This window comes from Hydrogenophaga crocea, from assembly GCF_011388215.1.
Taxonomy (GTDB): Bacteria; Pseudomonadota; Gammaproteobacteria; order Burkholderiales; family Burkholderiaceae_C; genus Hydrogenophaga; species Hydrogenophaga crocea.
On sequence record NZ_CP049989.1, the window covers coordinates 1464463 to 1483892 of the forward strand.

The 19430-nt window shown below is 70.3% G+C and carries 18 protein-coding genes; 13 read left to right on the forward strand and 5 right to left on the reverse strand.

Going from position 1 to position 19430, the window contains the following annotated elements; all coding sequences use genetic code 11:
- Nucleotides 1-91 precede the first annotated feature (91 nt).
- Together G9Q37_RS07005 and pobA are read right to left on the reverse strand one after the other, a co-directional pair.
- Nucleotides 92-973: a CoA transferase gene (locus G9Q37_RS07005; protein ID WP_166226483.1), complete on the reverse strand. Its 882-nt coding sequence runs from the start codon at nt 971-973 to the stop codon at nt 92-94.
- Nucleotides 970-2169 (reverse strand): 4-hydroxybenzoate 3-monooxygenase, encoded by a 1200-nt coding sequence (gene pobA / locus G9Q37_RS07010; protein WP_166226485.1) that lies wholly within the window; start codon nt 2167-2169, stop codon nt 970-972. The genes G9Q37_RS07005 and pobA overlap by 4 nt, the downstream gene beginning before the upstream one ends.
- A gap of 133 nt (nt 2170-2302) precedes the next feature.
- Here pobA and G9Q37_RS07015 point away from each other — a divergent pair, with 133 nt between their 5' ends.
- A complete protein-coding gene (locus tag G9Q37_RS07015; RefSeq protein WP_166226487.1) occupies nt 2303-3079 on the forward strand; it encodes an IclR family transcriptional regulator domain-containing protein in 777 nt (258 codons plus the stop codon).
- 6 nt (nt 3080-3085) lie between these two features.
- Here G9Q37_RS07015 and G9Q37_RS07020 read toward each other — a convergent pair whose 3' ends face one another.
- Nucleotides 3086-4987: an RIFT barrel domain-containing protein gene (locus G9Q37_RS07020; protein ID WP_240936635.1), complete on the reverse strand. Its 1902-nt coding sequence runs from the start codon at nt 4985-4987 to the stop codon at nt 3086-3088.
- Nucleotides 4988-5600: 613 nt separating this feature from the next.
- Here G9Q37_RS07020 and G9Q37_RS07025 point away from each other — a divergent pair.
- From G9Q37_RS07025 to G9Q37_RS07060, 8 genes are all read left to right on the forward strand, one after another.
- A complete protein-coding gene (locus tag G9Q37_RS07025; RefSeq protein WP_166226489.1) occupies nt 5601-7505 on the forward strand; it encodes an O-antigen ligase family protein in 1905 nt (634 codons plus the stop codon).
- A gap of 92 nt (nt 7506-7597) precedes the next feature.
- Nucleotides 7598-8992 carry a TIGR03013 family XrtA/PEP-CTERM system glycosyltransferase gene (locus G9Q37_RS07030; RefSeq protein WP_166226491.1) on the forward strand — a complete coding sequence of 465 codons (1395 nt, stop codon included), beginning with the start codon at nt 7598-7600 and terminating at the stop codon, nt 8990-8992.
- A gap of 113 nt (nt 8993-9105) precedes the next feature.
- Nucleotides 9106-9708 carry a hypothetical protein gene (locus tag G9Q37_RS07035; RefSeq protein WP_166226493.1) on the forward strand — a complete coding sequence of 201 codons (603 nt, stop codon included), beginning with the start codon at nt 9106-9108 and terminating at the stop codon, nt 9706-9708.
- Nucleotides 9705-9998: a hypothetical protein gene (locus tag G9Q37_RS07040; RefSeq protein WP_166226495.1), complete on the forward strand. Its 294-nt coding sequence runs from the start codon at nt 9705-9707 to the stop codon at nt 9996-9998. Before G9Q37_RS07035 ends, G9Q37_RS07040 begins: the two co-directional genes overlap by 4 nt.
- Nucleotides 9995-10945 carry an HprK-related kinase A gene (locus G9Q37_RS07045; RefSeq protein WP_166226497.1) on the forward strand — a complete coding sequence of 317 codons (951 nt, stop codon included), beginning with the start codon at nt 9995-9997 and terminating at the stop codon, nt 10943-10945. The genes G9Q37_RS07040 and G9Q37_RS07045 overlap by 4 nt, the downstream gene beginning before the upstream one ends.
- Nucleotides 10945-12036 (forward strand): nucleotidyltransferase domain-containing protein, encoded by a 1092-nt coding sequence (locus G9Q37_RS07050; RefSeq protein ID WP_240936636.1) that lies wholly within the window; start codon nt 10945-10947, stop codon nt 12034-12036. Before G9Q37_RS07045 ends, G9Q37_RS07050 begins: the two co-directional genes overlap by 1 nt.
- Before the next feature lie 2 nt (nt 12037-12038).
- Nucleotides 12039-12791, forward strand: coding sequence for a S1C family serine protease (locus G9Q37_RS07055; RefSeq protein ID WP_166226501.1), 753 nt, complete (start codon nt 12039-12041; stop codon nt 12789-12791).
- Nucleotides 12788-13954: an NAD(P)/FAD-dependent oxidoreductase gene (locus G9Q37_RS07060; protein ID WP_166226503.1), complete on the forward strand. Its 1167-nt coding sequence runs from the start codon at nt 12788-12790 to the stop codon at nt 13952-13954. The genes G9Q37_RS07055 and G9Q37_RS07060 overlap by 4 nt, the downstream gene beginning before the upstream one ends.
- On the opposite strand, the gene smpB is transcribed toward G9Q37_RS07060, so the two are convergent.
- A complete protein-coding gene (gene smpB, locus G9Q37_RS07065; protein WP_166226505.1) occupies nt 13896-14384 on the reverse strand; it encodes an SsrA-binding protein SmpB in 489 nt (162 codons plus the stop codon). The two genes, G9Q37_RS07060 and smpB, sit on opposite strands and share 59 nt — an antisense overlap.
- A 101-nt stretch (nt 14385-14485) precedes the next feature.
- Here smpB and G9Q37_RS07070 point away from each other — a divergent pair, with 101 nt between their 5' ends.
- On the forward strand, nt 14486-14932 hold the full coding sequence (locus G9Q37_RS07070) for a type II toxin-antitoxin system RatA family toxin (RefSeq protein WP_166226507.1): 447 nt from the start codon (nt 14486-14488) through the stop codon (nt 14930-14932).
- Nucleotides 14933-14935: 3 nt separating this feature from the next.
- A complete protein-coding gene (locus tag G9Q37_RS07075; RefSeq protein ID WP_166226509.1) occupies nt 14936-15259 on the forward strand; it encodes an RnfH family protein in 324 nt (107 codons plus the stop codon).
- Between the two features lie 19 nt (nt 15260-15278).
- On the opposite strand, the gene G9Q37_RS07080 is transcribed toward G9Q37_RS07075, so the two are convergent.
- Complete coding sequence (locus tag G9Q37_RS07080) at nt 15279-15827, reverse strand: DUF4124 domain-containing protein (RefSeq protein ID WP_205710732.1); 549 nt, start codon at nt 15825-15827, stop codon at nt 15279-15281.
- Nucleotides 15828-15975: 148 nt separating this feature from the next.
- On the opposite strand from G9Q37_RS07080, the gene guaB reads away from it, so the two are divergent.
- Nucleotides 15976-17445, forward strand: coding sequence for an IMP dehydrogenase (gene guaB, locus G9Q37_RS07085; protein WP_166226511.1), 1470 nt, complete (start codon nt 15976-15978; stop codon nt 17443-17445).
- A gap of 70 nt (nt 17446-17515) precedes the next feature.
- Nucleotides 17516-19132 carry a glutamine-hydrolyzing GMP synthase gene (guaA, locus tag G9Q37_RS07090; protein WP_166226513.1) on the forward strand — a complete coding sequence of 539 codons (1617 nt, stop codon included), beginning with the start codon at nt 17516-17518 and terminating at the stop codon, nt 19130-19132.
- Nucleotides 19133-19430 lie beyond the last annotated feature (298 nt).

The window sequence follows — 19430 nt, forward strand, 5'->3', positions numbered from 1 at the left end:
CGGTGAGCGGGGGTATCGCTCGATTGTCCACCGCCACCCGCACGCCAGGGCGCCGGAAAACCGGCGAAAAAGTGGCGTTTGTCGCGCCGGTTCAGGCCAGCGTGTGCAGCGGGATGTCGCGCTCGGCGCCGAGGCGGTCGAGCTGACGGCGCGTGCGGCCGGCGAAGAAGGCCGCAATGGCCTCGTGGGTGGCGGGGGCGAACAGCGTGGCCATGCCGCTCACGGGCACGCCAGCGGCCTCGCAGAGCGCGGCCGCGAAGTGCGGCTCGAGCGCAGCCACGGCCACGCGGCCGTCCTTGCAGGGGTAGACGCGGTAACCCGCGTGCGCGCCGCCCACGGCCCCCTTGGGCTGCGTGAGGCCCCAGTGGCGGGGCAGGGCGAGCCAGGCGGCGGCGTCCGACAGCGCCACCTCGTGGAAGCTGCCACGGCCGCTGGAGCGGGCCAGCAGCACGGCCTGCAGCGCGGCGTTGGTGGCCAGCAGCGCGCCGCCCATGTCGGCGAACAGCGTGGCCGGCAGGTCCAGGCCCGTGACCAGGCCGGCGTCGGCCAGGTAGGTGAGGTCGTGCCCGGGTTCCTCAGCGCGCTCACCGGGCGCGCCCACGATGGCCACCATGGACAGCGTGGGGTAGGCCTTGTGCAGCGCCTTCCACGACAGCCCGAGCTTGGTCAGCGCCGACGGGCGGAACGAGGTGAGCAGCACGTCGGTGCGCGCGAGCTCCCGCCGCAGCGCGGCCTGGCCGGCCTCGGTCTTGAGGTCGACCGTGATGCGTTTGACGCCCTCGTGCAACTGCGCATAGGCGGCCGGGTTGTACTGGCCCATGGGATCGCCGCTGCCGCCATCGCGGCCCGGCGGTTCGGCCTTGGTGCAGGTGGCGCCCAGTGCGCGCAGGCGCATCAGGGCGGCCGGTCCGGGGAGGTTCAGCGCGAGGCTGAGCACGCGCACGCCGCGCAGGGGCTTGAGGGCTCGGGTCATGGACGCGGAGTTTCGCCGAAATTCAGCGGCAGCCCCACGTAGTTCTCGGCCAGCGTACGCGACATGGCCTCGGAGTTCACCAGGTACTCGAGCTCGGCCTCCTGCACCTTCTGACCGAAGCCGCCGGTGTCGGGGAAGCGGTGCATGAGCGAGGTCAGCCACCAGCTGAAGCGCTCGGCGCGCCACACGCGCGCCAGCGCGCGCTGCGAGTAGTGGTCGATGCCTGCGTTGCTTTTCTCGCGGTAGTGCTCGATGAAGGCCGACGACAGGTACTTCACGTCGCTGGCGGCGAGGTTCAGGCCCTTGGCGCCCGTGGGCGGCACGATGTGCGCCGCATCGCCCGCGAGGAACAGGCGGCCGAAGCGCATGGGCTCGGCCACGAAGCTGCGCAAGGGCGCGATGCTTTTCTCGATGCTCGGGCCGGTGACGATGGCCTCGGCCATGGCGGGGTCGAGGCGGCGGCGCAGCTCGTCCCAGAAGCGGTCGTCGCTCCAGGCCTCGACCTTGTCGTCGATCGGGCACTGCACGTAGTAGCGGCTGCGCGTGAGGCTGCGCATCGAGCACAGGCCGAAGCCGCGCTCGCTGTTGGCGTAGACCACGGCGTGCGGCGACACCGGCGGCACGTCGGCGAGCACGCCGAGCCAGCCGAAGGGGTAGACCTTCTCGTACTCGGTGATCGAGCCCTCGGGCACGCTCGCACGGCACACGCCGTGGAAGCCGTCGCAGCCGGCGATGAAGTCGCACTCCAGCTCGTGGCTCTGGCCGTCCTTCTCGTAGCGCACGCTCGGGCTCGCGCCGTCGAAGCCGTGGATGCTCACGTTGCCTGCGCTGTAGACCGTGGTGAGGCCAGCGGCGCTGCGCGCTGCCATGAGGTCGCGCGTCATCTCGGTCTGGCCATAGGCGGTCACCACCTTGCCGCCCGTGAGGCCGGTCACGTCGATGGGGTGGCGGGTGTTCTTGAACACCAGCTCGATGCTGTGGTGCACCGTACCGCCTTGCTCAACGCCGGCGCCCACGCCCGCTTCGCGCAGCAGGTCGACGGTGATCTGCTCGAGGATGCCGGCGCGGATGCGGCCGAGCACGTAGTCGCCGCTCTGGCGCTCGATGATCACGTTGTCGATGCCGGCCTTGTGCAGCAGTTGGCCGAGCAGCAGGCCCGAGGGGCCGGCGCCGATGATGGCGACCTGGGTTCGCATGGGACTTGTCTCCGGGTGTCAGAACAAACCCCGAGGCTAGAGCGCCGGGCGCCGCGCCTCAACGGCCACGCGCATCGTGTGCGCGGACAGCGCGCAGCTTGTGCGATCATCGCGCAAACTTTCGGAGGCCCCGGTGACCGAACTCGCCATCGCACGCGCCGACTACATCGAAGGCCTGGCCAAAGGGCTCTCGGTGCTCGAGAGCTTCGACACCGAGCGCCAGCGGCTGAACGCCACGCAGGCCGCCGAGCGCGCCGGCCTCACGCGCGCGGCCGCGCGCCGGCACCTGCTCACGCTCGCGCACCTGGGCTACCTCGACACCGACGGCAGCCACTACTGGCTCGCGCCCAAGGTGCTGCGGTTTTCGGGCAGCTACCTGGCGTCGGCGCGGCTGCCGCGCCTGGTGCAGCCCACGCTGAACCGGCTGGCCCTGCTGTCGCGCGAGTCGTTCTCGGTGGCGGTGCTCGACGGCGACGAGGTGGTGATCGTGGCGCGCAGCGCCTCGCCGCAGGCGCAGCGCCTGCTGCCCTACGGCCTGCACCTGGGCACGCGCTTGCCGGCGCACGCCACGTCCACCGGCCGCGTGCTGCTCGGGGCCATGCGGCCCACGGCCTTCAATGCCTGGGTGCGCGGCCGCGAACTGCCGCGGCTCACGCCCGGCACCATCGTCGACCCGAAGGCGCTGCGCGCGCGCATCGAGCAGGCGCGCAGCGACGATTTCGCCATCGCCCGCGAAGAGCACGAGCTGGGCGTGCTGGCCCTGGCGGTGCCGCTCAGAAACATGAAGGGCAGCACGCTGGCTGCCCTCAATGTGGTGGTCTCACCCGACCGCATGGGCGAGGACGCGCTGTTGCGCGACCTGTTGCCGCTGCTGCAGGAGGCCGCACGCGAGCTGCGGCCGATGCTGTGACGGTTCTCAGCGCGGCACGATGGCGTACTGGGGTTCGGTGAGGAAGCCGGCCGAGCCGGTGTCGATGAGGGGCGTGAAGCCGACCCAGCGGGTGTAGGCGGCCGCCGCGTTGGCCACACCGGCGTTGGCGGCCGAGCCCAGCATGGCACGGGCCACGGCGGCGTAACCGGCGCCCCAGTCGGGGTAGCCCTCGACGGCCACACCGGCGCAGGAGCTGGGCGGCGCACCGTAGTTGAGCGTGTAGTAGTCGCGCCAGGTGGTCACGTAGGCTCCCGAGGCGTTCTTCACGTTGAGCCAGTAGCCCGGCGCCTTGGCCGTGCAGAAGCCCTGCGACTCGGCCATGAAGCGATCGACCTGCATGCGCGCGATGTTGGTCAGCGCCGTGGTGGCCGGCGTCTCGCCGTTCTCGCTGAGCCAGCTCAGCACGATGGTCATGAAGTCGCTCTCGTACGACGGCGACTGGTCGTTGTTGTACTGCGAGACCACGGCCCCCATGGGCGAGATCCAGGGCGCGGTGAACTTGCCGTAGGTGTCGGCGAACCAGCTGAGGTTGTTGTTGAAGATGGTGCGGTAGTACGCCTTCTTCGGGTGCGCGTCGGGCAGCGCGAAGGCCACCTCGGCCATCGAGCGCAGGCCCCAGGACTGCCCGCGCACCTGCTCGGCCTTGATGATGCCCTTGCCGCCATCGCGGTAGTACGGGTCGGCCGCGGCGATGTTCCAGCCGGCCCAGAACATGGCCTCCTCGAGGTAGAACGCGTCGCCCGTGACCAGGTACGGGATGTAGGAGAACGAGCCCTGGTGCGCGCCATCGGGTTCCCAGATGGTCGAGCCGATGCCCGCCGGAACCGCCGGGCTGGAGGTGCCGTACTTCAGGCTGAGGTTGGCGTTGGCGCCGTCGATGCTCACCGGGTGGCCGGTGTTCTCGTCGCGGTAGTGGATGGGCACGCCCGCGGCGGCGTCGGCGTTGGCCAGCATGGAGGCGCGGGCGCGGTCGTCCTGGGTGATCAGGTACAGCGCGGTCCAGCGCGGCACGGGCGCGATCTCCGGGCGCCCGCCGGTGCCGGGGAAGTTGGTGTCCAGCAGCGCCGGCTGCATCGGGCCGGTCTGGGCCGCGGCCAGGTACTTGGCTTCGTTGGCCAGCGTGGTCTCGGGGATCTTGAGCCCGAGGTTGTAGTTCCACGTCGCCCGCGAGGCCAGGAAGTAGGGCATGTGGTGGCGCACCCGGGCATTGGGGTTGACGCCGCCGCTCCAGACCACCTTGTGCCAGCGCGCATGGTGGTAGTGGGTGAAGCTGGGCTGGCTCAGCAGCGTGCTGCCGTTGGCCGTGACGTTGAGCGAGTAGGTGATGTTGGAGGGGCTGGCCGTGAAGGTGCGGGTGTTCTCCATCACCACGTCGGTGCGAAAGCGCGTGCCGTTGTCGTAGAGCCGGGTGTGCAGCCGCGCCACCAGGTGCGGGTGGGCGGTGCCGTTGGCGCGCATCATGGGCGCGACCACGGTGAACTCGCTGGCCACGGGGCCGTGGAGGCGGCGGTTGCTGCCCGAGGCGATCTGCTGCACGAGCTGGGCCTGGGGGTCGGCGGTGAGCACGCTGCCGTCGGACAGCGTGGCGGTGACCTTGAGGTTCCAGTTGGGCGCCGCAGGCAGCGTCACGCTGGGCGTGGTCTTGGCGGCCGTGTAGAAGTTGACGATGCGCGGGGTGTTGGCCGCCAGGTTGTTGAGCTGCGCGCTGAGCACGGCAAAGCGCACCGAGCCGTCGCTGTGGGTGGAAATCTCGTCGGCCTGCAGCGGCACGGTGTTGCCCGCGGCGTCGCGTGCCACCAGGCCCTGGGTGTTGCTGGACCAATCACCGCGCTTGAAAGGCTGCCCGAAGGTCACGGGCACGCTGGTCTGCGCGCTGGCGGCCGACACCTCGATGCAGGTGATCGCGCCGCTGGCGCAAGCCAGGCCGGCGGCGCCGGCGGCCGGCGCAGGGGCCGGCGAAGGCGCGGGGGCTGGGGCAGGCGCGGGGGCCGGGGAGGGAGCGGGCGAACCGGAAGGCGCCGGCGAAGGCGCGGGGGCTGGCGCCGGGGCGGGCGAGGGCACGCCGGAGGAGGGCGCGGGCGCGGGGGTCGACCGGCTGATCTCGGTGGGGGTGCCGCCACCGCCGCCGCAGGCAGACAAAGCCAGGGTAGCGAGCAGCGAACACAGCATCCGCGAGCGATTGATCGAAGGCGAAGCGCCGGCGTTGGGGTTCATCGATGATGAAGAAAGAGCAGGTACGGCACAACCACGGCCAGCGCATGAAGGTCTGCGCGGATGTCGGGGAAGCGGGGGAGCGGGCGGCGCGGGATCGCGCATTCGCGAGGTCAACACGCCGCCAGCGGCGCGATGGTTCCACGGCTTTGTGTCATCACCGATTCAGGATGTAGGTTGCCGGCCCGCCAGCAGGGGGTGGCCAAAGGGGGTGTTTCCCTCGGAAGGGGGATGCGTGAGGTCAAAATCACACATGTTCGGACTGTTTCCTTTGGATACATTTAATCCGATGGTCGCACATCTGCGTGGCGGTGGCGCCTGGCGCATCGCGGCCCTGTTGGGCGCCTTGGGCGCGGCGGGGCTGGGCCTCTGGTGGGCCGGCCAGCACCCCCTGGGCCCGGGCTGGGCGGTGGTGGCCTTCATCGCGATCGCCGCACTGGCCGCTGCCCGGCCAACCGGCTCGGTGGTGGTGTTCGCCAGCCTGCTGCCGGTGGTGGACCTGGGCCTGCAAACGGGCCCCTGGGCCGCCGAGGAGACCGACCTGCTCGTGCTCGCGACGGCCACGGGCGTCCTGGCGCGGCTGGCCGTTCGCAGCGCCGACGCCGGGCTGCCCAGCTTGACGCGGCGCCTGGCGGTGTTCTGGCTGTGCGGCGCGCTCGTGTTGCTCGGCGGTGCGGCCCCGGTATGGGGGGCCGCGCCACCAGCCGAGCCGGGCCTGCTGTGGCCTGCGAGCAAGGCCTTCGTGTGGGCCTCGCTGCTGTTGCCCTTGTGGCTCGCGGCGCACGCCGGCGATGCGGAGCGCCTGGCCTGGCGCTGGACGCTCGGCCAAGCCCTGGGACTGGCCCTGGTGGGCGGCACGGTGCTGCTGGAGCTCGTGGGTTTCAGCGGCTGGCCGCTGGCGCTGCCTGGCTACCGCGCCGTCGGCTGGTTCTGGGAGATGCGCCTGGGCGGCGGAGCGATCGACGTTTACCTGGCCTGCACGCTGCCCCTGACCGCCTGGGCGCTGCTGCGCGAGCGCCCAGGCCGGCGTTGGTGGGTGCTGGCCGGGCTGCACCTGTTGGCCTTGCAGGTGCTGGTGGCCACGCAATCGCGGGCGCTCGTGGTCGCGGCCGCGGTGGCGATCGTGCTGCTGCTCGCCTGCGCGGCGCGCTGGCCCACGCCGGGCTGGTCGCGCCGGCAGCGCTGGCGCTGGGCGCTGTTCGCGGGCCTGCTCACCGCGCAGCTCGGCTGGGGGCTGTACATGGGTTCCGATCTGCAGCAGCGCCTGGCCACGTCCGCGGGCGACCTCGGCTCGCGCCTGCAGCACTGGGGCCGCGCGCTGGATACCCTCGCGGACCGCCCGATCGGCTGGGGGCTGGGTGCGGGACAACTGCCCGCGCGTTACGGCGCCGTGCCGGGCGAGGGCGAATTCCCCGGGCGCCTCGAATGGCGGCGCGAGGGGCAGGGCGGCGTGCGCCCCTGGCTCAGCGGCCCGCTGAGCGACCCCCGCATCGGCCACCTGTTCGGCCTGTCGCAGCGCCTCTACGGGCTCCAACCCGGCGGCCATACCGTGCGCTGGGCCATCGCGGCGTCGCAGCCGGCCACGCTGCTGCTGAGCGTTTGCGAGCGGCACCTGCTCTACGACCGGCGCTGCCAGTGGCGACGTGTGCAGGTGCCGGCGAGCGACGCCGGCGCCTCGCCCGCGCCGCTGGTGGAGACGGTGTTGCGCGGCAGCGCCTTCGAGCGCGACGGCTGGCTCGCCTCCGTTCGGCCCGCCATGCTGGGCGTGTCGGTGCTGACCCCTGGCGCCACGGTGCGCGTGGACCGGCTGGAGCTGTGGGACACGAGCGGCCGGCAGCGCCTGGCCAACTCCGATTTCAGTGACGGTGCGGCGCGCTGGGTGGGAGCAGCCCAGGGGCGGTTCGAGCCCTGGCATGTCGACAACCTCTACCTGGAGTTCCTGCTGGAACGCGGCGCGCCGGGCCTGGCAGGCCTGCTCGTGCTGCTCGGCGCTGCCCTGCTGGCAGGCTGGCGGGCCAGCCGCGCCGACCCCTGGTCGGCCGCGCCCGGCATGCTGGCGGCCGCGCTGGCCCTGGGCCTGCTCGGGCTTTTGATCAGCAGCGCTGAAATGCCGCGCCTGATGCTGCTGGTCTGGCTCGGTCTGGGCATGTGCCTGCAGTTGAAGCCAAAAACATCACACAAAGTCAGGATGTAAACGATTGTTCTGACTTGTAGCGACCGTTATCCTCGACCGGGTTACATCAGCCGCCGTGATGCGGGCATCACCGATGCCCTCGGCAAGACCGCGTGATCAAGATCTTCAACCACTACTTCGACCGGCGCACGGTGTTCCAGCTGCTGCTGGACGTGTCGCTCGTGGCGGGCGTGTTCCTCGGGGCCCTCATCGCCCTGTCCGAACCGGCCGACCTGAACCCGACGCAGATCAGCCAGGGCCTGGTGCGCGGCCTGATCATGGGGGTGGGCTTCCTCGCGATCAATTCGGCCCTGGGCTTCTACGACCGCCACAGCAGCCTGAGCACGCGCCAAGCGATCGCCCGCTCGCTGGTGTCGTTCTGCCTGACCACCCTGTTCGTGGTGGGCGTGCTGCTGCTCATGCCGCTGCAGGCCTTCTACGGCCGCACTTGGTCGGTGGTGCTGATCATGATGGTCACGGCCGGGCTGCTGATCTACCAGGTGGTGGCCGGCGAATTCCTGCCCAAGTCGGTCGCCAAGCGGCGCGTGCTGGTGTTCGGCACGGGGGAACGCGCCCATGCCGTGGGCAAGTGCCTCAGCCGCCGCGGCGCCAACGCCGAGCTCTGCGGTTACCTGGCCGGCCCCAACGAGCGCGAGCAGGTGGTGCCGAACGAAGCGATCCTGCCACCCGCGCCACGGCTGGCCGACGTGGTGGCCGCCAAGCGCGTGGATGAAATCGTGGTGGCGCTGTCGGAGCGGCGCGGCGGCAGCATGCCCATGCGCGAGCTGCTCGACTGCAAGCTCAGCGGGGTGCGCGTGACCGACATCGCCACCTTCTACGAGCAGAACGTCGGCCAGATCCGCCTGGACGCGGTGTCGGCGGGCTGGCTCATTTTCGGCGAGGGTTTCAACCAGGGCGTGATCCGTTCCTCCATCAAGCGGCTGTTCGACCTGCTGGGCGCACTGGTGCTGCTGCTGGTGTCGCTGCCGGTGATGCTGGTCACGGCCATCATCATCAAGCTCGAAAGCCCGGGCCCGATCTTCTACCGCCAGGAGCGCGTGGGCCTGAACGGCAAGCCTTTTGACGTCGTGAAGTTCCGCAGCATGCGCACCGATGCCGAGAAAGACGGCGTGCCGCGCTGGGCCACGGCGGGCGACAGCCGCGTCACCCGCGTCGGCAAGGTCATTCGCAAGCTGCGCATCGACGAGCTGCCCCAGATCTGGTCGGTGCTGCGCGGCGACATGAGTCTGGTGGGCCCGCGCCCCGAGCGCGCCTTCTTCGTCGAGAAGCTGGTCCAGGAAATTCCCTTTTACGCGGTGCGGCACAGCGTCAAGCCCGGTGTCACGGGCTGGGCGCAGGTGCGCTTCCAGTACGGCGCGACGGTCGAAGACACGGCCGAGAAGCTCCAGTACGACCTGTACTACGTGAAGAACCACTCGTTGTTCCTTGATCTGGTGGTGCTTTTCGAGACGGTCGGCGTGGTGCTGACCGGCAAAGGTGCGCAATAAGGCCGCCGCCGGGCCCCAACCGATTACTTTTTGCTACAGAACGACGTAGAATCCGCCCAAACCGCGGGGGTATCCATGATGCTCCCCAGGGTGTCAGCCAAGAGAGGCCCAGCATGACCCAACCGACCCAAGAACCGACCCCCCAGCGCCCCGCGCCCCGTGGAGGCCTGTCGCGCCGACAGATCGTGCGGGCCGGCCTGAGTGCGGCGCCCGTGGTCGCTGCCGTCAAGAGCAACACCGTGCTGGCCGGCGACCATTCGTGCGTCAAGCCGTCCACCTTCTCGTCGCTGCGTGCGGCCAACATGAAGGTGAGCGCGCAGCGCGAGATCAAGACCGACTACGAGTGCCGCTCGCACGGCTACTGGAAGAACAACAACGCCGGTCTCGAGCGCAACTTCAAGACCGCGACGCAATTCATCTCGACCACGACTGGCTTCGTCGCCAACCCGGGCAGCGCTTATGCAGGCAAGTCGCTGCAGCAGGTGCTCGAGATGGGCGGCAACCAGTACAACGCGGCGCTGGCGCGCCACGTGGTCGCGGCGTACCTCACCGCGGTGGCCTACCGCAACGACCCGACCGTCGTGATGCTCACGACCAGCCAGTGCCAGGCGATCTGGAACAACCAGGGCGTGTGGTCGCCGTTCGCCGGCACCACCTGGACCCTGGCCCAGACCATGGCCTACTTCGACACGGTGTACGGCCCTTCCTTCCTGTGACCGCCGAGGCGTCCGAAGACCGCTGGATCTGCCGGCACCCCGACGCCCTTGTCCTGAAATCCTGGCCCGAAGGTTCGGTGGTGTACGACGCCGCCGACAGCAGCCTTCACGCGCTCACCGCGGTCGCGGCCGAACTGCTGGCCCTGATGCTCGACGGCGCTGAGCACACCCCCGACGACCTCGCACGCCGCATGCTGCAGGACACCCCCGAGACCGACGAGGTGGACGGCGTGCGACAGCAGCTCTTGCACTTCGAACACCTGGGCCTGCTGGAGCGGGTGGTGGCATGAGCGCGGCGCTGCGCGTGGGCGATCTGAGCCGCGCCGAGCTCGGCGAACGCCTGGCCGGCCCCGGCGTGGTGCTGGCCATTCCACCGTTCAACGTCCACCTGCGCAGCCCCATACCGGTGGTGGCCGATGGCGTGCACCGGCTGTATGCAGCCCATGCCGTGCTCGATGCGACCGAGGCGTTCTGCGATTTCCACATCGGTCTGGTGCCGCGCCGCGGCTGGAGCGGCGCCCTGTGCGAGCTCGACGTGGACGGCATGCGCCCGTTCACGCCGCTCGCGCGCGGCGAGGCCTTTGCGCTGTTCGAGTGGGGGCTGAACTGGTGCGTCACCAGCCATTGCCACGGCTGGATCACCATCCACGCGGCCGTGCTCGAGCGCGACGGCCTCGCCGTGCTGCTGCCGGGCCCGCCCGGCTCGGGCAAGAGCACGCTCTGCGCGTGGCTTATGCACCAGGGCTGGCGGCTGCTGTCCGATGAACTTGCGCTGATCGATCCCGGACACGGCGGGCTCACCGCGTCGCCGAGGCCCATCAGCCTGAAGAACCGCTCCATCGAGGTGATCTCGCAGCGCGTGCCCGGTGCGGTGATCGGCCCGGTGGCGCACGACACGGCCAAGGGCATGGTGGCCCACCTGCAGGCCTCGCCCGACAGCCTGGCGCGCGCCCATGAGCGTGCCACCCCGCGCTGGATCGTGCTGCCGCGCTTCAGCGCCGGCGCCTCCCTCACGACCGAAGCGCTGGACCGTCCGACGGCGCTGGTGGAATTCACCTCGAACAGCTTCAACTACCACGTGCACGGGCCGCAGGGCTTCGAGCGGCTGGCCGCCACCGTGGAGGCCTGCGACACGCTGCGTCTGAGCTATGGCGATCTCGACGAGGCCGCCGCCTGGTTCGACGCGCTCGTGCAGGCGCAGCGCCGTGCCGCGGTGGACGAAGGGGCCGGCGCTTGATGCACCCGGCCCTGCGACCCGTTGTGCAGCTGCTGCGCGAGCCCTCGAGCGCGCGCGGCCTGAGCCTGGCGCAGTGGGATCTGGTGGTGCGCGTCGGCCGCCGCGCCGACCTGCTGGCGCGCATGGCCGAGCGCCTGGCGGGCGCCGGCCTGGACACCGAGCTTCCCGCCCCGGTGTGGCGCCACTTCGACGCCGCCCGGCGGCTGTCGCTGCGCCAGCACGACGAGCTGCGGCACGAGGTGCGCCGGCTGCAGCCGCTGTTCGGCCGCATCGGCCTGCCGCTGGTGCTGCTCAAGGGCTCGGCCTACGTGCTGGGCGGTATGCAGGCCGGGCAGGGCCGCATGGTGTCGGACATCGACATCCTGGTGCCGCGCGCGCGCCTGGGCGAGGCCGAATCGGTGCTCATGATCCATGGGTGGGTCAGCACCAAGCCCGACGCCTACGACCAGCACTACTACCGCACCTGGATGCACGAGCTGCCCCCCATGCGCCACCTGCGGCGCGGCACCGTGCTCGATGTGCACCATGCGCTGGTGCCGCTGTCGGGCGCGCTGCCGCCGCAGATGGACGCCATCCTGGCCGCCGCTCGTCCGCTGCCCGGCTGGCCCGGGGTCTGCGCGCTCGGGCCCGCCGACCTGGTGCTGCACAGCGCCGCCCACCTCTACACCGAAGGCGAGCTCGAGATGGGGCTGCGCGGCCTGGTCGATCTGCAGCTGCTGCTCGACGAACTGGGTCGCGACAGCGCCTTCTGGCCCGCGCTGCTGGCGCGCGCCGACGCCTTGGGCTGGCAGGCCCCGCTTGCCCAGGCCCTGCGCCAGTTGGACCAGGTGCTTGAATGGCCCACGCCCGCGGCCGCGGCCGGCTGGCTGGCCTCGCAGGGCCGCGCGCGCTGGCGCCAGCCGCTGGTGGACGCCCTGTACCGGCGAGCCCTGCAACCCGACCACCCGCTGTTCGCCAGTGCCCTGACAACCGTGTCGCGCAGCGCGCTGTACCTGCGCGGCCACTGGTTGCGCATGCCGCCGCTGCTGCTGGCGCGCCACCTGCTGCAAAAGGCCGTGATGGCCTGGCGCAGCCCCCCGAAAGCCGGTTGATCATGCGCCGACGCGAGTTGCTGGCCATGGGCGCCGCCGCCATCGCCGCGCCCCTGAGAGGGCGGGCCGCCGGCATGGCGGACACGGTGGCACGCGTCAAGCCTTCGGTCGTGCTCGTGGGCACCTACCGCGAAACCGACACGCCACGTTTCCAGCTGCGCGGCAGCGGCTTTCTGATCGGCCGCGGCCAGCAGGTGGTCACGTGTTCGCACGTGCTGCCGGGCGCCGACGCCGACCTGGTGGTCCAGGTGCTGCGGCCCGACGGCGGTTGGGCGCGCCACCCGGTGCACCTGGGCGCGCTCGACGAGCGCAGCGACCTGGCCCTGCTCACGCTCGACAGCGCCATCGGCCCCGGCCTGCCGATCGGCGACTCCGGCAAGGTCCGCGAGGGCGATGACCTGGCGTTCATGGGCTTTCCGATCGGCAACCTGCTGGGTTACTCGCACGTGGTGCACCGCGCCATGGTGTCGAGCATCACCGCGGCGCTGCTGCCCAGCCCCGATGCCGAGCGGCTGCGCGAGAACGCCATCCGCGGCCTGCGCTCGGGCAATTTCTCGCTCTTCCAGCTCGACGCCGTGGCCTACCCCGGCAACAGCGGCGGGCCGCTGTTCCGCCCCGAGACCGGCGAGGTGGTGGGCGTGATGAACATGGTGCTGCTCAAGGGCACGCGCGAGTCGGCGCTGAGCCAGCCCTCGGGCATCGCCTACGCGGTGCCGGCGGCGCGGCTGCGCGAACTCATGGAGCGCGCGCGGTGAGCCTGGAGCGCGTGGACACGGTGGTGATCGGCGCCGGCGTGGTCGGCCTGGCCGTGGCGCGCGCGCTCGCGCTGCAAGGGCGTGAGGTCTGGGTGCTCGAACGCGAGGCCGCCATCGGCACCGGCACCAGCTCGCGCAACAGCGAGGTGATCCACGCAGGCATCTACTACCCGGCCGGCTCGCTCAAGGCGCGCCTGTGCGTGCGCGGCAAGGCACTGCTCTACGACTATGCGGCCGAGCGGGGCATCGCGCACCGGCGCTGCGGCAAGCTCATCGTGGCGAACACGCCGTCGCAGCAGGGCGCTCTGGCCGGCATCGTGGCGCGCGCGGCCGGCAACGGCGTGAACGATCTGCGCCTGCTCACGGCCGACGAGGCCCGCGCGCTGGAGCCTGCGCTCGACTGCCGCGGCGCGGTGCTGTCGCCGTCCACCGGCATCGTCGACAGCCACGGCCTGATGCTCGCGCTGCAGGGCGACCTGGAACACGCGGGCGGCCTGGTGGCGCTGCACGCCAACGTGCACGCCGTGCTGCGCGACGGCACGGCCTGGCGCTTGCAGGCCGACGACGGCACCGAACTGCTCGCCGAACGCGTGGTGAACGCCGCGGGCCTGCAGGCCTGCGCGCTGGCGCAGGCCATCGAGGGCATGCCCGCGGGCCTGGTGCCGCGGCCGTTCTACGCCAAAGGCAGCTACTTCACGCTGAGCGGGCGTTCGCCCTTCACGCGCCTGATCTACCCCGCGCCCGAGCCCGACAAGCACCTGGCCGGCCTGGGCGTGCACCTCACGATCGACCTGGGCGGCCAGGCCAAGTTCGGGCCCGATGTGCAATGGGTCGACGACCCCGCCGACCTGCAGGTGGACCCGGCGCGCGGTGAAGCCTTTTACGCCGAGGTGCGGCGCTACTGGCCCGGTCTGCCCGACGGCGCGCTGCTGCCGGGTTATGCGGGCATGCGGCCCAAGATCAGCGGGCCGCACGAACCCGCGGCCGACTTCGTGGTGCAAGGCCCCGCCGAGCACGGGCTGCCGGGCCTGGTGAACCTGCTGGGCATCGAATCGCCCGGGCTCACGAGCTGCCTGGCGATCGGCGAGCTCGTGGCCGAGCGCCTCAGCGCTGGTGGTGCTTCATGGCGCGCTCCACCTCGCGCTTGCCCTCGCGTTCCTTGATGGTGTCGCGCTTGTCGTGCTCGGCCTTGCCCTTGGCCAGCGCGATCTCGCACTTCACGTGGCCGCCTTTCCAGTGCAGGTTCAGCGGCACCAGCGTGAAGCCCTTCTGCTCGACCTTGCCCACGAGCCGGTTGATCTGCTCCTTGTGCAGCAGCAGCTTTTTGGTGCGCACGCTGTCGGCGCTCACGTGGGTGCTGGTGGTGCGCAGCGGGTTGATCTGGCAGCCGATGAGGAACAGTTCGCCTTCGCGGATGACCACGTAGCCGTCGGTGAGCTGCACCTTGCCCTCGCGCAGGGCCTTCACTTCCCAGCCCTGCAGCACCATGCCCGCCTCGTAGCGTTCCTCGATGGCGTAGTTGAACAGCGCCTTCTTGTTGTCGGCGATGCGGCTGTCGCCCGTGCCGGGCTTGGATTTCTGGGAGGTGGCCATGGGCTTCTATCTGGGGCCTGAGGGCCTGTGCTGCAAGGCCACCTAGAATCAGCGCGACCTTTCGAGTGCCCCGGCAGCGGGGCGCGAGGGACCGGCATTGTATGAAAACCATCAACAAGTCGGTGCTGCTGTGGCACAGCGCGCACGAGATGTTCGCGCTGGTGACCGATGTGCAGCACTACCCCCATTTTCTGCCCTGGTGCGACCGCGCCGACGTGATCGAACGCCTCGATGACGGCATGGTGGCCCGCGTGGGCATGGCCATCGCGGGTCTGCAGCAGAGCTTCACCACACGCAACCTGCACGTCGAAGACCGCGAGGTCCACATGGCGCTGGTCGACGGCCCGTTCTCGCAGCTCGATGGCCGCTGGCTGTTCACGCCGCTGGGTGACGGCAGCCAGCGCGCGTGCAAGGTGGAGTTCACGCTGCGCTACGGTTTTTCGAGCGGCACGCTGGCGGCCGTGGTGGGCCCGGTGTTCGACCGCATCGCGGGCAGCCTGGTCGATGCCTTCGTGAAGCGGGCCGACCAGGTCTACGGCGAGGCCTGAGGCATGCGCGTGACCCTGGTGTTCGCGAGCGGACCGCGCGAGGTGCACGAAGCCGCTGTGGACGTGGCCGAAGGCGCCACCGTGGCCGACGCCCTGAGGGCCGCGGGCTGGCACGAACGCTTCGCTGCGGTGGACGGCCTGAGCCTGGCGGTCTGGGGCCGGCGTTGCGCGGGCGGGCAGCCGCTGCGCGAGGGCGACCGGGTGGAGCTGTTGCGCGGTCTGCGCGTGGACCCCAAGGTGGCGCGGCGCGAGCGCTTCGTGGGGCAGGGCGCGCGCTCGGCGGGCCTGTTCGCCAAACGCCGTCCGAATTCCAAGGCCGGCTACTGAACCCGGCGCGGGCCGGCGTTCACTGCGCCGCGGGCGCGGGCCCGCACTCGCTGCGGATGATCTGCTCGATGCGCTGGCGCTCGCTCGCGCGGGTCTTGTCGTCCATGAACTCGCGCTCGCCCTTGGCGTTGGTGATGGCCACGCGCATGCCCGAGTCGAGCGTGTTGCGGGCCTGGGTGGCGCGGTTGCAGTTGTCGGCGCGGGCGCGCGCCACGCGCTCGGCCTCGGCCTTGCGCTTGGCCTCTTCGGCTGCCTCGGCCTGCTTCTTGCGCGCTTCCAGTTCGCTGTCCTTGGCGGGCAGCTTCGGGGCGGCGGGCGCGGCCGGGCTGGCCGCGGTGGGCTCGGCGGGCGCCGCCGGCGCAACGGGCGCCATGGGGCTCGTCTGCCCGGGGCGTTTGAGGATGTTCTTGTCCGGCGTGCCCGCGGGCGGCGCGGTGTCGCTGAACACCTTGCGGCCGGTGCTGTCGATCCATTGCCACTGCGCCAGGGCGGCGGGCAGCGCCAGGGCGGTGACCAATGCCAGCGATGCCTGGGCCAGGAGGCGGTGGGGGCGGTGGGGTTTGCGCATCCGGGCAGTGTAGAACGCGGGGGCGGCGGGCCGTCAAGGACGCCCGCCCAAGCGGCCCTGGGGCAGCCCGGACGGCAGGCCCGCCATGGCCCCGCGCGGCGAAGGCCCGGAGGGCCTGGGTACAATGCCGTTTTTGGAGATCCCCCTCATGCGCCTCCTCGGCAACGCGCTCACGTTCGACGACGTCTTGCTGGTGCCCGCGTACTCCCAGGTCCTGCCCAAGGACACTTCGCTGGCCACCCGTTTCTCCCGCAACATCCAGCTCAACCTGCCTCTTGTGTCCGCGGCCATGGACACGGTGACCGAGGCCCGCCTGGCGATCGCCATCGCGCAAGAGGGCGGCATGGGCATCATCCACAAGAACCTCTCGGCCGCCGAACAGGCGGCGCACGTGGCCAAGGTCAAGCGCTACGAGAGCGGCGTGCTGCGCGACCCGGTGGTGATCGCGCCCGACACCACGGTGCGCCAGGTCATGAAGCTGTCCGACGAGCTCGGTGTCTCGGGCTTCCCCGTGGTCGACGCGGGCCGCGTGGTCGGCATCGTCACCGGTCGCGACCTGCGCTTCGAAACCCGCTACGAGCTGCCGGTGCGCGAGATCATGACGCCGCGCGAGCGCCTGATCACCGTGCCCGAAGGCACCACGCCCGAAGAAGCCAAGGCCCTGCTCAACAAGCACAAGCTCGAGCGGCTGCTGGTGGTCAACGACGCCTTCGAGCTCAAGGGCCTGATCACCGTCAAGGACATCACCAAGCAACTCAACTTCCCCAACGCGGCGCGTGACGCCGCCGGCCGCCTGCGCGTGGGCGCGGCGGTGGGCGTGGGTGAAGGCACCGAAGAGCGCGTCGAGGCGCTGGTCAAGGCCGGCGTCGACGCCATCGTGGTCGACACCGCGCACGGCCACAGCAAGGGCGTGATCGACCGCGTGCGCTGGGTCAAGCAGCACTACCCGCAGGTCGACGTGGTCGGCGGCAACATCGCCACCGGCGCGGCCGCGCTGGCGCTGGTCGAGGCCGGCGCCGACGCGGTCAAGGTCGGTATCGGCCCGGGCTCCATCTGCACCACCCGCATCGTGGCGGGCGTGGGCGTGCCCCAGATCATGGCGGTCGACAGCGTGGCCACCGCGCTGCAGGGCACGGGCGTGCCCCTCATTGCCGACGGCGGCATCCGCTACAGCGGCGACATCGCCAAGGCCATCGCCGCGGGCGCGAGCACCGTGATGATGGGCGGCATGTTCGCGGGCACCGAAGAAGCGCCGGGCGAGGTCATCCTCTACCAGGGCCGCAGCTACAAGAGCTACCGCGGCATGGGCTCCATTGGCGCCATGCAGCAGGGCAGCGCCGACCGCTACTTCCAGGAGAGCAGCACCGGCAACCCCAACGCCGACAAGCTCGTGCCCGAGGGCATCGAAGGCCGCGTGCCCTACAAGGGCTCGGTCGTGGCCATCATCTTCCAGCTCGCGGGCGGCGTGCGCGCCAGCATGGGCTACTGCGGCTGCGCCACCATCCAGGAGATGAAGGACCGCGCCGAGTTCGTGCAGATCACCGCGGCCGGCATGCGCGAGAGCCACGTGCACGACGTGCAGATCACCAAGGAAGCCCCGAACTACCGAGCGGACTGAGCCCAGCCGTTCCACAGGCCGTCGCGAGCGACGGCCTTTTTCATTTCTCCCGCCGACCCGCCCCACGAACATGCAGCACGACAAGATCCTCATCCTCGATTTCGGCTCCCAGGTCACCCAGCTCATCGCGCGCCGCATCCGCGAAGCGCACGTGTACTGCGAGGTCCACCCCTGCGACGTGAGCAGCGAGTGGGTGCGCGAATTCGCGGCCGACGGCCACCTCAAGGGCATCGTGCTGTCGGGCAGCCACGCGAGCGTGTACGAGGTGGACGACAAGGCCCCCGACGCGGTGTATGAGCTGGGCGTGCCGGTGCTGGGCATCTGCTACGGCATGCAGACCATGGCGCAGCAGCTCGGCGGCAAGGTCGAGGGCTCGAACACGCGCGAGTTCGGCTACGCCGAGGTGCGCGCGCGCGGCCACACCGCGCTGTTCAAGGACATCGCCGACTTCACCACCCCCGAAGGCCACGGCATGCTCAAGGTGTGGATGAGCCACGGCGACAAGGTCACCGAGCTGCCCCCGGGCTTCAAGCTCATGGCCAGCACGGACAGCTGCCCCATCGCCGGCATGGCCGACGAGACGCGCCGCTTCTACGCGGTGCAGTTCCACCCCGAGGTCACGCACACGGTGCAGGGCCGCGCCATCCTCGAGCGCTTCGTGCTCGAGATCTGCGGCACCAACGCCGACTGGGTCATGCGCGACCACATCGCCGAGGCGGTGGAGAAAATCCGCGCCCAGGTGGGCGACGAAGAGGTGATCCTGGGCCTGTCGGGCGGCGTCGATTCCTCGGTGGCCGCGGCCCTGATCCACCGCGCCATCGGCGACCAGCTCACCTGCGTGTTCGTCGACCACGGCCTGCTGCGCCTCAACGAGGGCGACATGGTGATGGACATGTTCGCGGGCAAGCTGCACGCCAAGGTGGTGCGGGTGGACGCGAGCGCGCTGTTCCTGGGCGAACTGGCCGGCGTGAGCGACCCCGAGCAGAAGCGCAAGATCATCGGCCGCCTGTTCGTGGAGGTGTTCAAGGCCGAAGCGGCCAAGCTCACCGCGAGCGGCGCGTCCAAGCAGGGCGCGAAATGGCTGGCGCAAGGCACCATCTACCCCGACGTGATCGAGTCGGGTGGGGCCAAGAGCAAGAAGGCCGTGACCATCAAGAGCCACCACAACGTGGGCGGCCTGCCCGAGCAGCTTGGCCTGAAGCTGCTCGAACCGCTGCGCGACCTGTTCAAAGACGAGGTGCGCGAACTCGGCGTGGCCCTGGGCCTGCCGCACGACATGGTCTACCGCCACCCCTTCCCGGGCCCAGGCCTGGGCGTGCGCATCCTGGGCGAGGTGAAGAAGGACTACGCCGACCTGCTGCGCCGCGCCGACGCGATCTTCATCGAAGAGCTGCGCTCCACCATCGAACCGAACTCGGGCAAGAGCTGGTACGACCTGACCAGCCAGGCCTTCACCGTGTTCCTGCCGGTCAAGAGCGTGGGCGTGATGGGCGACGGCCGCACCTACGACTACGTGGTGGCGCTGCGCGCGGTGCAGACCAGCGACTTCATGACCGCCGACTGGGCCGAGCTGCCCTACAGCCTGCTCAAGCGCGTCTCGGGCCGTATCATCAACGAGGTGCGCGGCATCAACCGGGTGACGTACGACGTGTCGAGCAAGCCGCCGGCGACGATCGAGTGGGAGTGATTTGGCGTCTGGCATCGGCTGGCACCGAGTAGCACGAAAACACACCTAAGCCCGCGTCACTGCGGGCTTTTTTGTGATTTCTTCCGGCACTGGCTGGCAATCTTTGGTATCGCCAAGCACCGTTTTTTCATGGCATGATGAATGGCATTGAATGCTTCGATGCCATGAGATGCCGCCGATGCCATGTAACCGCCTTTCTGGTGATCATGGTATTGATATAGCGTAGTGCAATGATTTCATTGTGTTTTTACGCCAAGGTGGGGTTGGTTCCAGATCATGGTATTTAAGCCGAATCAGG

What these genes read in the sequence shown, in the direction of transcription:
- G9Q37_RS07080 (WP_205710732.1), bottom strand. Translation starts at nt 15,827, where the DNA reads ATGCGCAAACCCCACCGCCCCCACCGCCTCCTGGCCCAGGCATCGCTG.
- G9Q37_RS07035 (WP_166226493.1), top strand. Translation starts at nt 9,106, where the DNA reads ATGACCCAACCGACCCAAGAACCGACCCCCCAGCGCCCCGCGCCCCGT.
- pobA (WP_166226485.1), bottom strand. Translation starts at nt 2,169, where the DNA reads ATGCGAACCCAGGTCGCCATCATCGGCGCCGGCCCCTCGGGCCTGCTG.
- G9Q37_RS07050 (WP_240936636.1), top strand. Translation starts at nt 10,945, where the DNA reads ATGCACCCGGCCCTGCGACCCGTTGTGCAGCTGCTGCGCGAGCCCTCG.
- smpB (WP_166226505.1), bottom strand. Translation starts at nt 14,384, where the DNA reads ATGGCCACCTCCCAGAAATCCAAGCCCGGCACGGGCGACAGCCGCATC.
- G9Q37_RS07075 (WP_166226509.1), top strand. Translation starts at nt 14,936, where the DNA reads ATGCGCGTGACCCTGGTGTTCGCGAGCGGACCGCGCGAGGTGCACGAA.
- G9Q37_RS07025 (WP_166226489.1), top strand. Translation starts at nt 5,601, where the DNA reads ATGGTCGCACATCTGCGTGGCGGTGGCGCCTGGCGCATCGCGGCCCTG.
- G9Q37_RS07005 (WP_166226483.1), bottom strand. Translation starts at nt 973, where the DNA reads ATGACCCGAGCCCTCAAGCCCCTGCGCGGCGTGCGCGTGCTCAGCCTC.
- guaA (WP_166226513.1), top strand. Translation starts at nt 17,516, where the DNA reads ATGCAGCACGACAAGATCCTCATCCTCGATTTCGGCTCCCAGGTCACC.
- guaB (WP_166226511.1), top strand. Translation starts at nt 15,976, where the DNA reads ATGCGCCTCCTCGGCAACGCGCTCACGTTCGACGACGTCTTGCTGGTG.
- G9Q37_RS07070 (WP_166226507.1), top strand. Translation starts at nt 14,486, where the DNA reads ATGAAAACCATCAACAAGTCGGTGCTGCTGTGGCACAGCGCGCACGAG.
- G9Q37_RS07045 (WP_166226497.1), top strand. Translation starts at nt 9,995, where the DNA reads ATGAGCGCGGCGCTGCGCGTGGGCGATCTGAGCCGCGCCGAGCTCGGC.
- G9Q37_RS07055 (WP_166226501.1), top strand. Translation starts at nt 12,039, where the DNA reads ATGCGCCGACGCGAGTTGCTGGCCATGGGCGCCGCCGCCATCGCCGCG.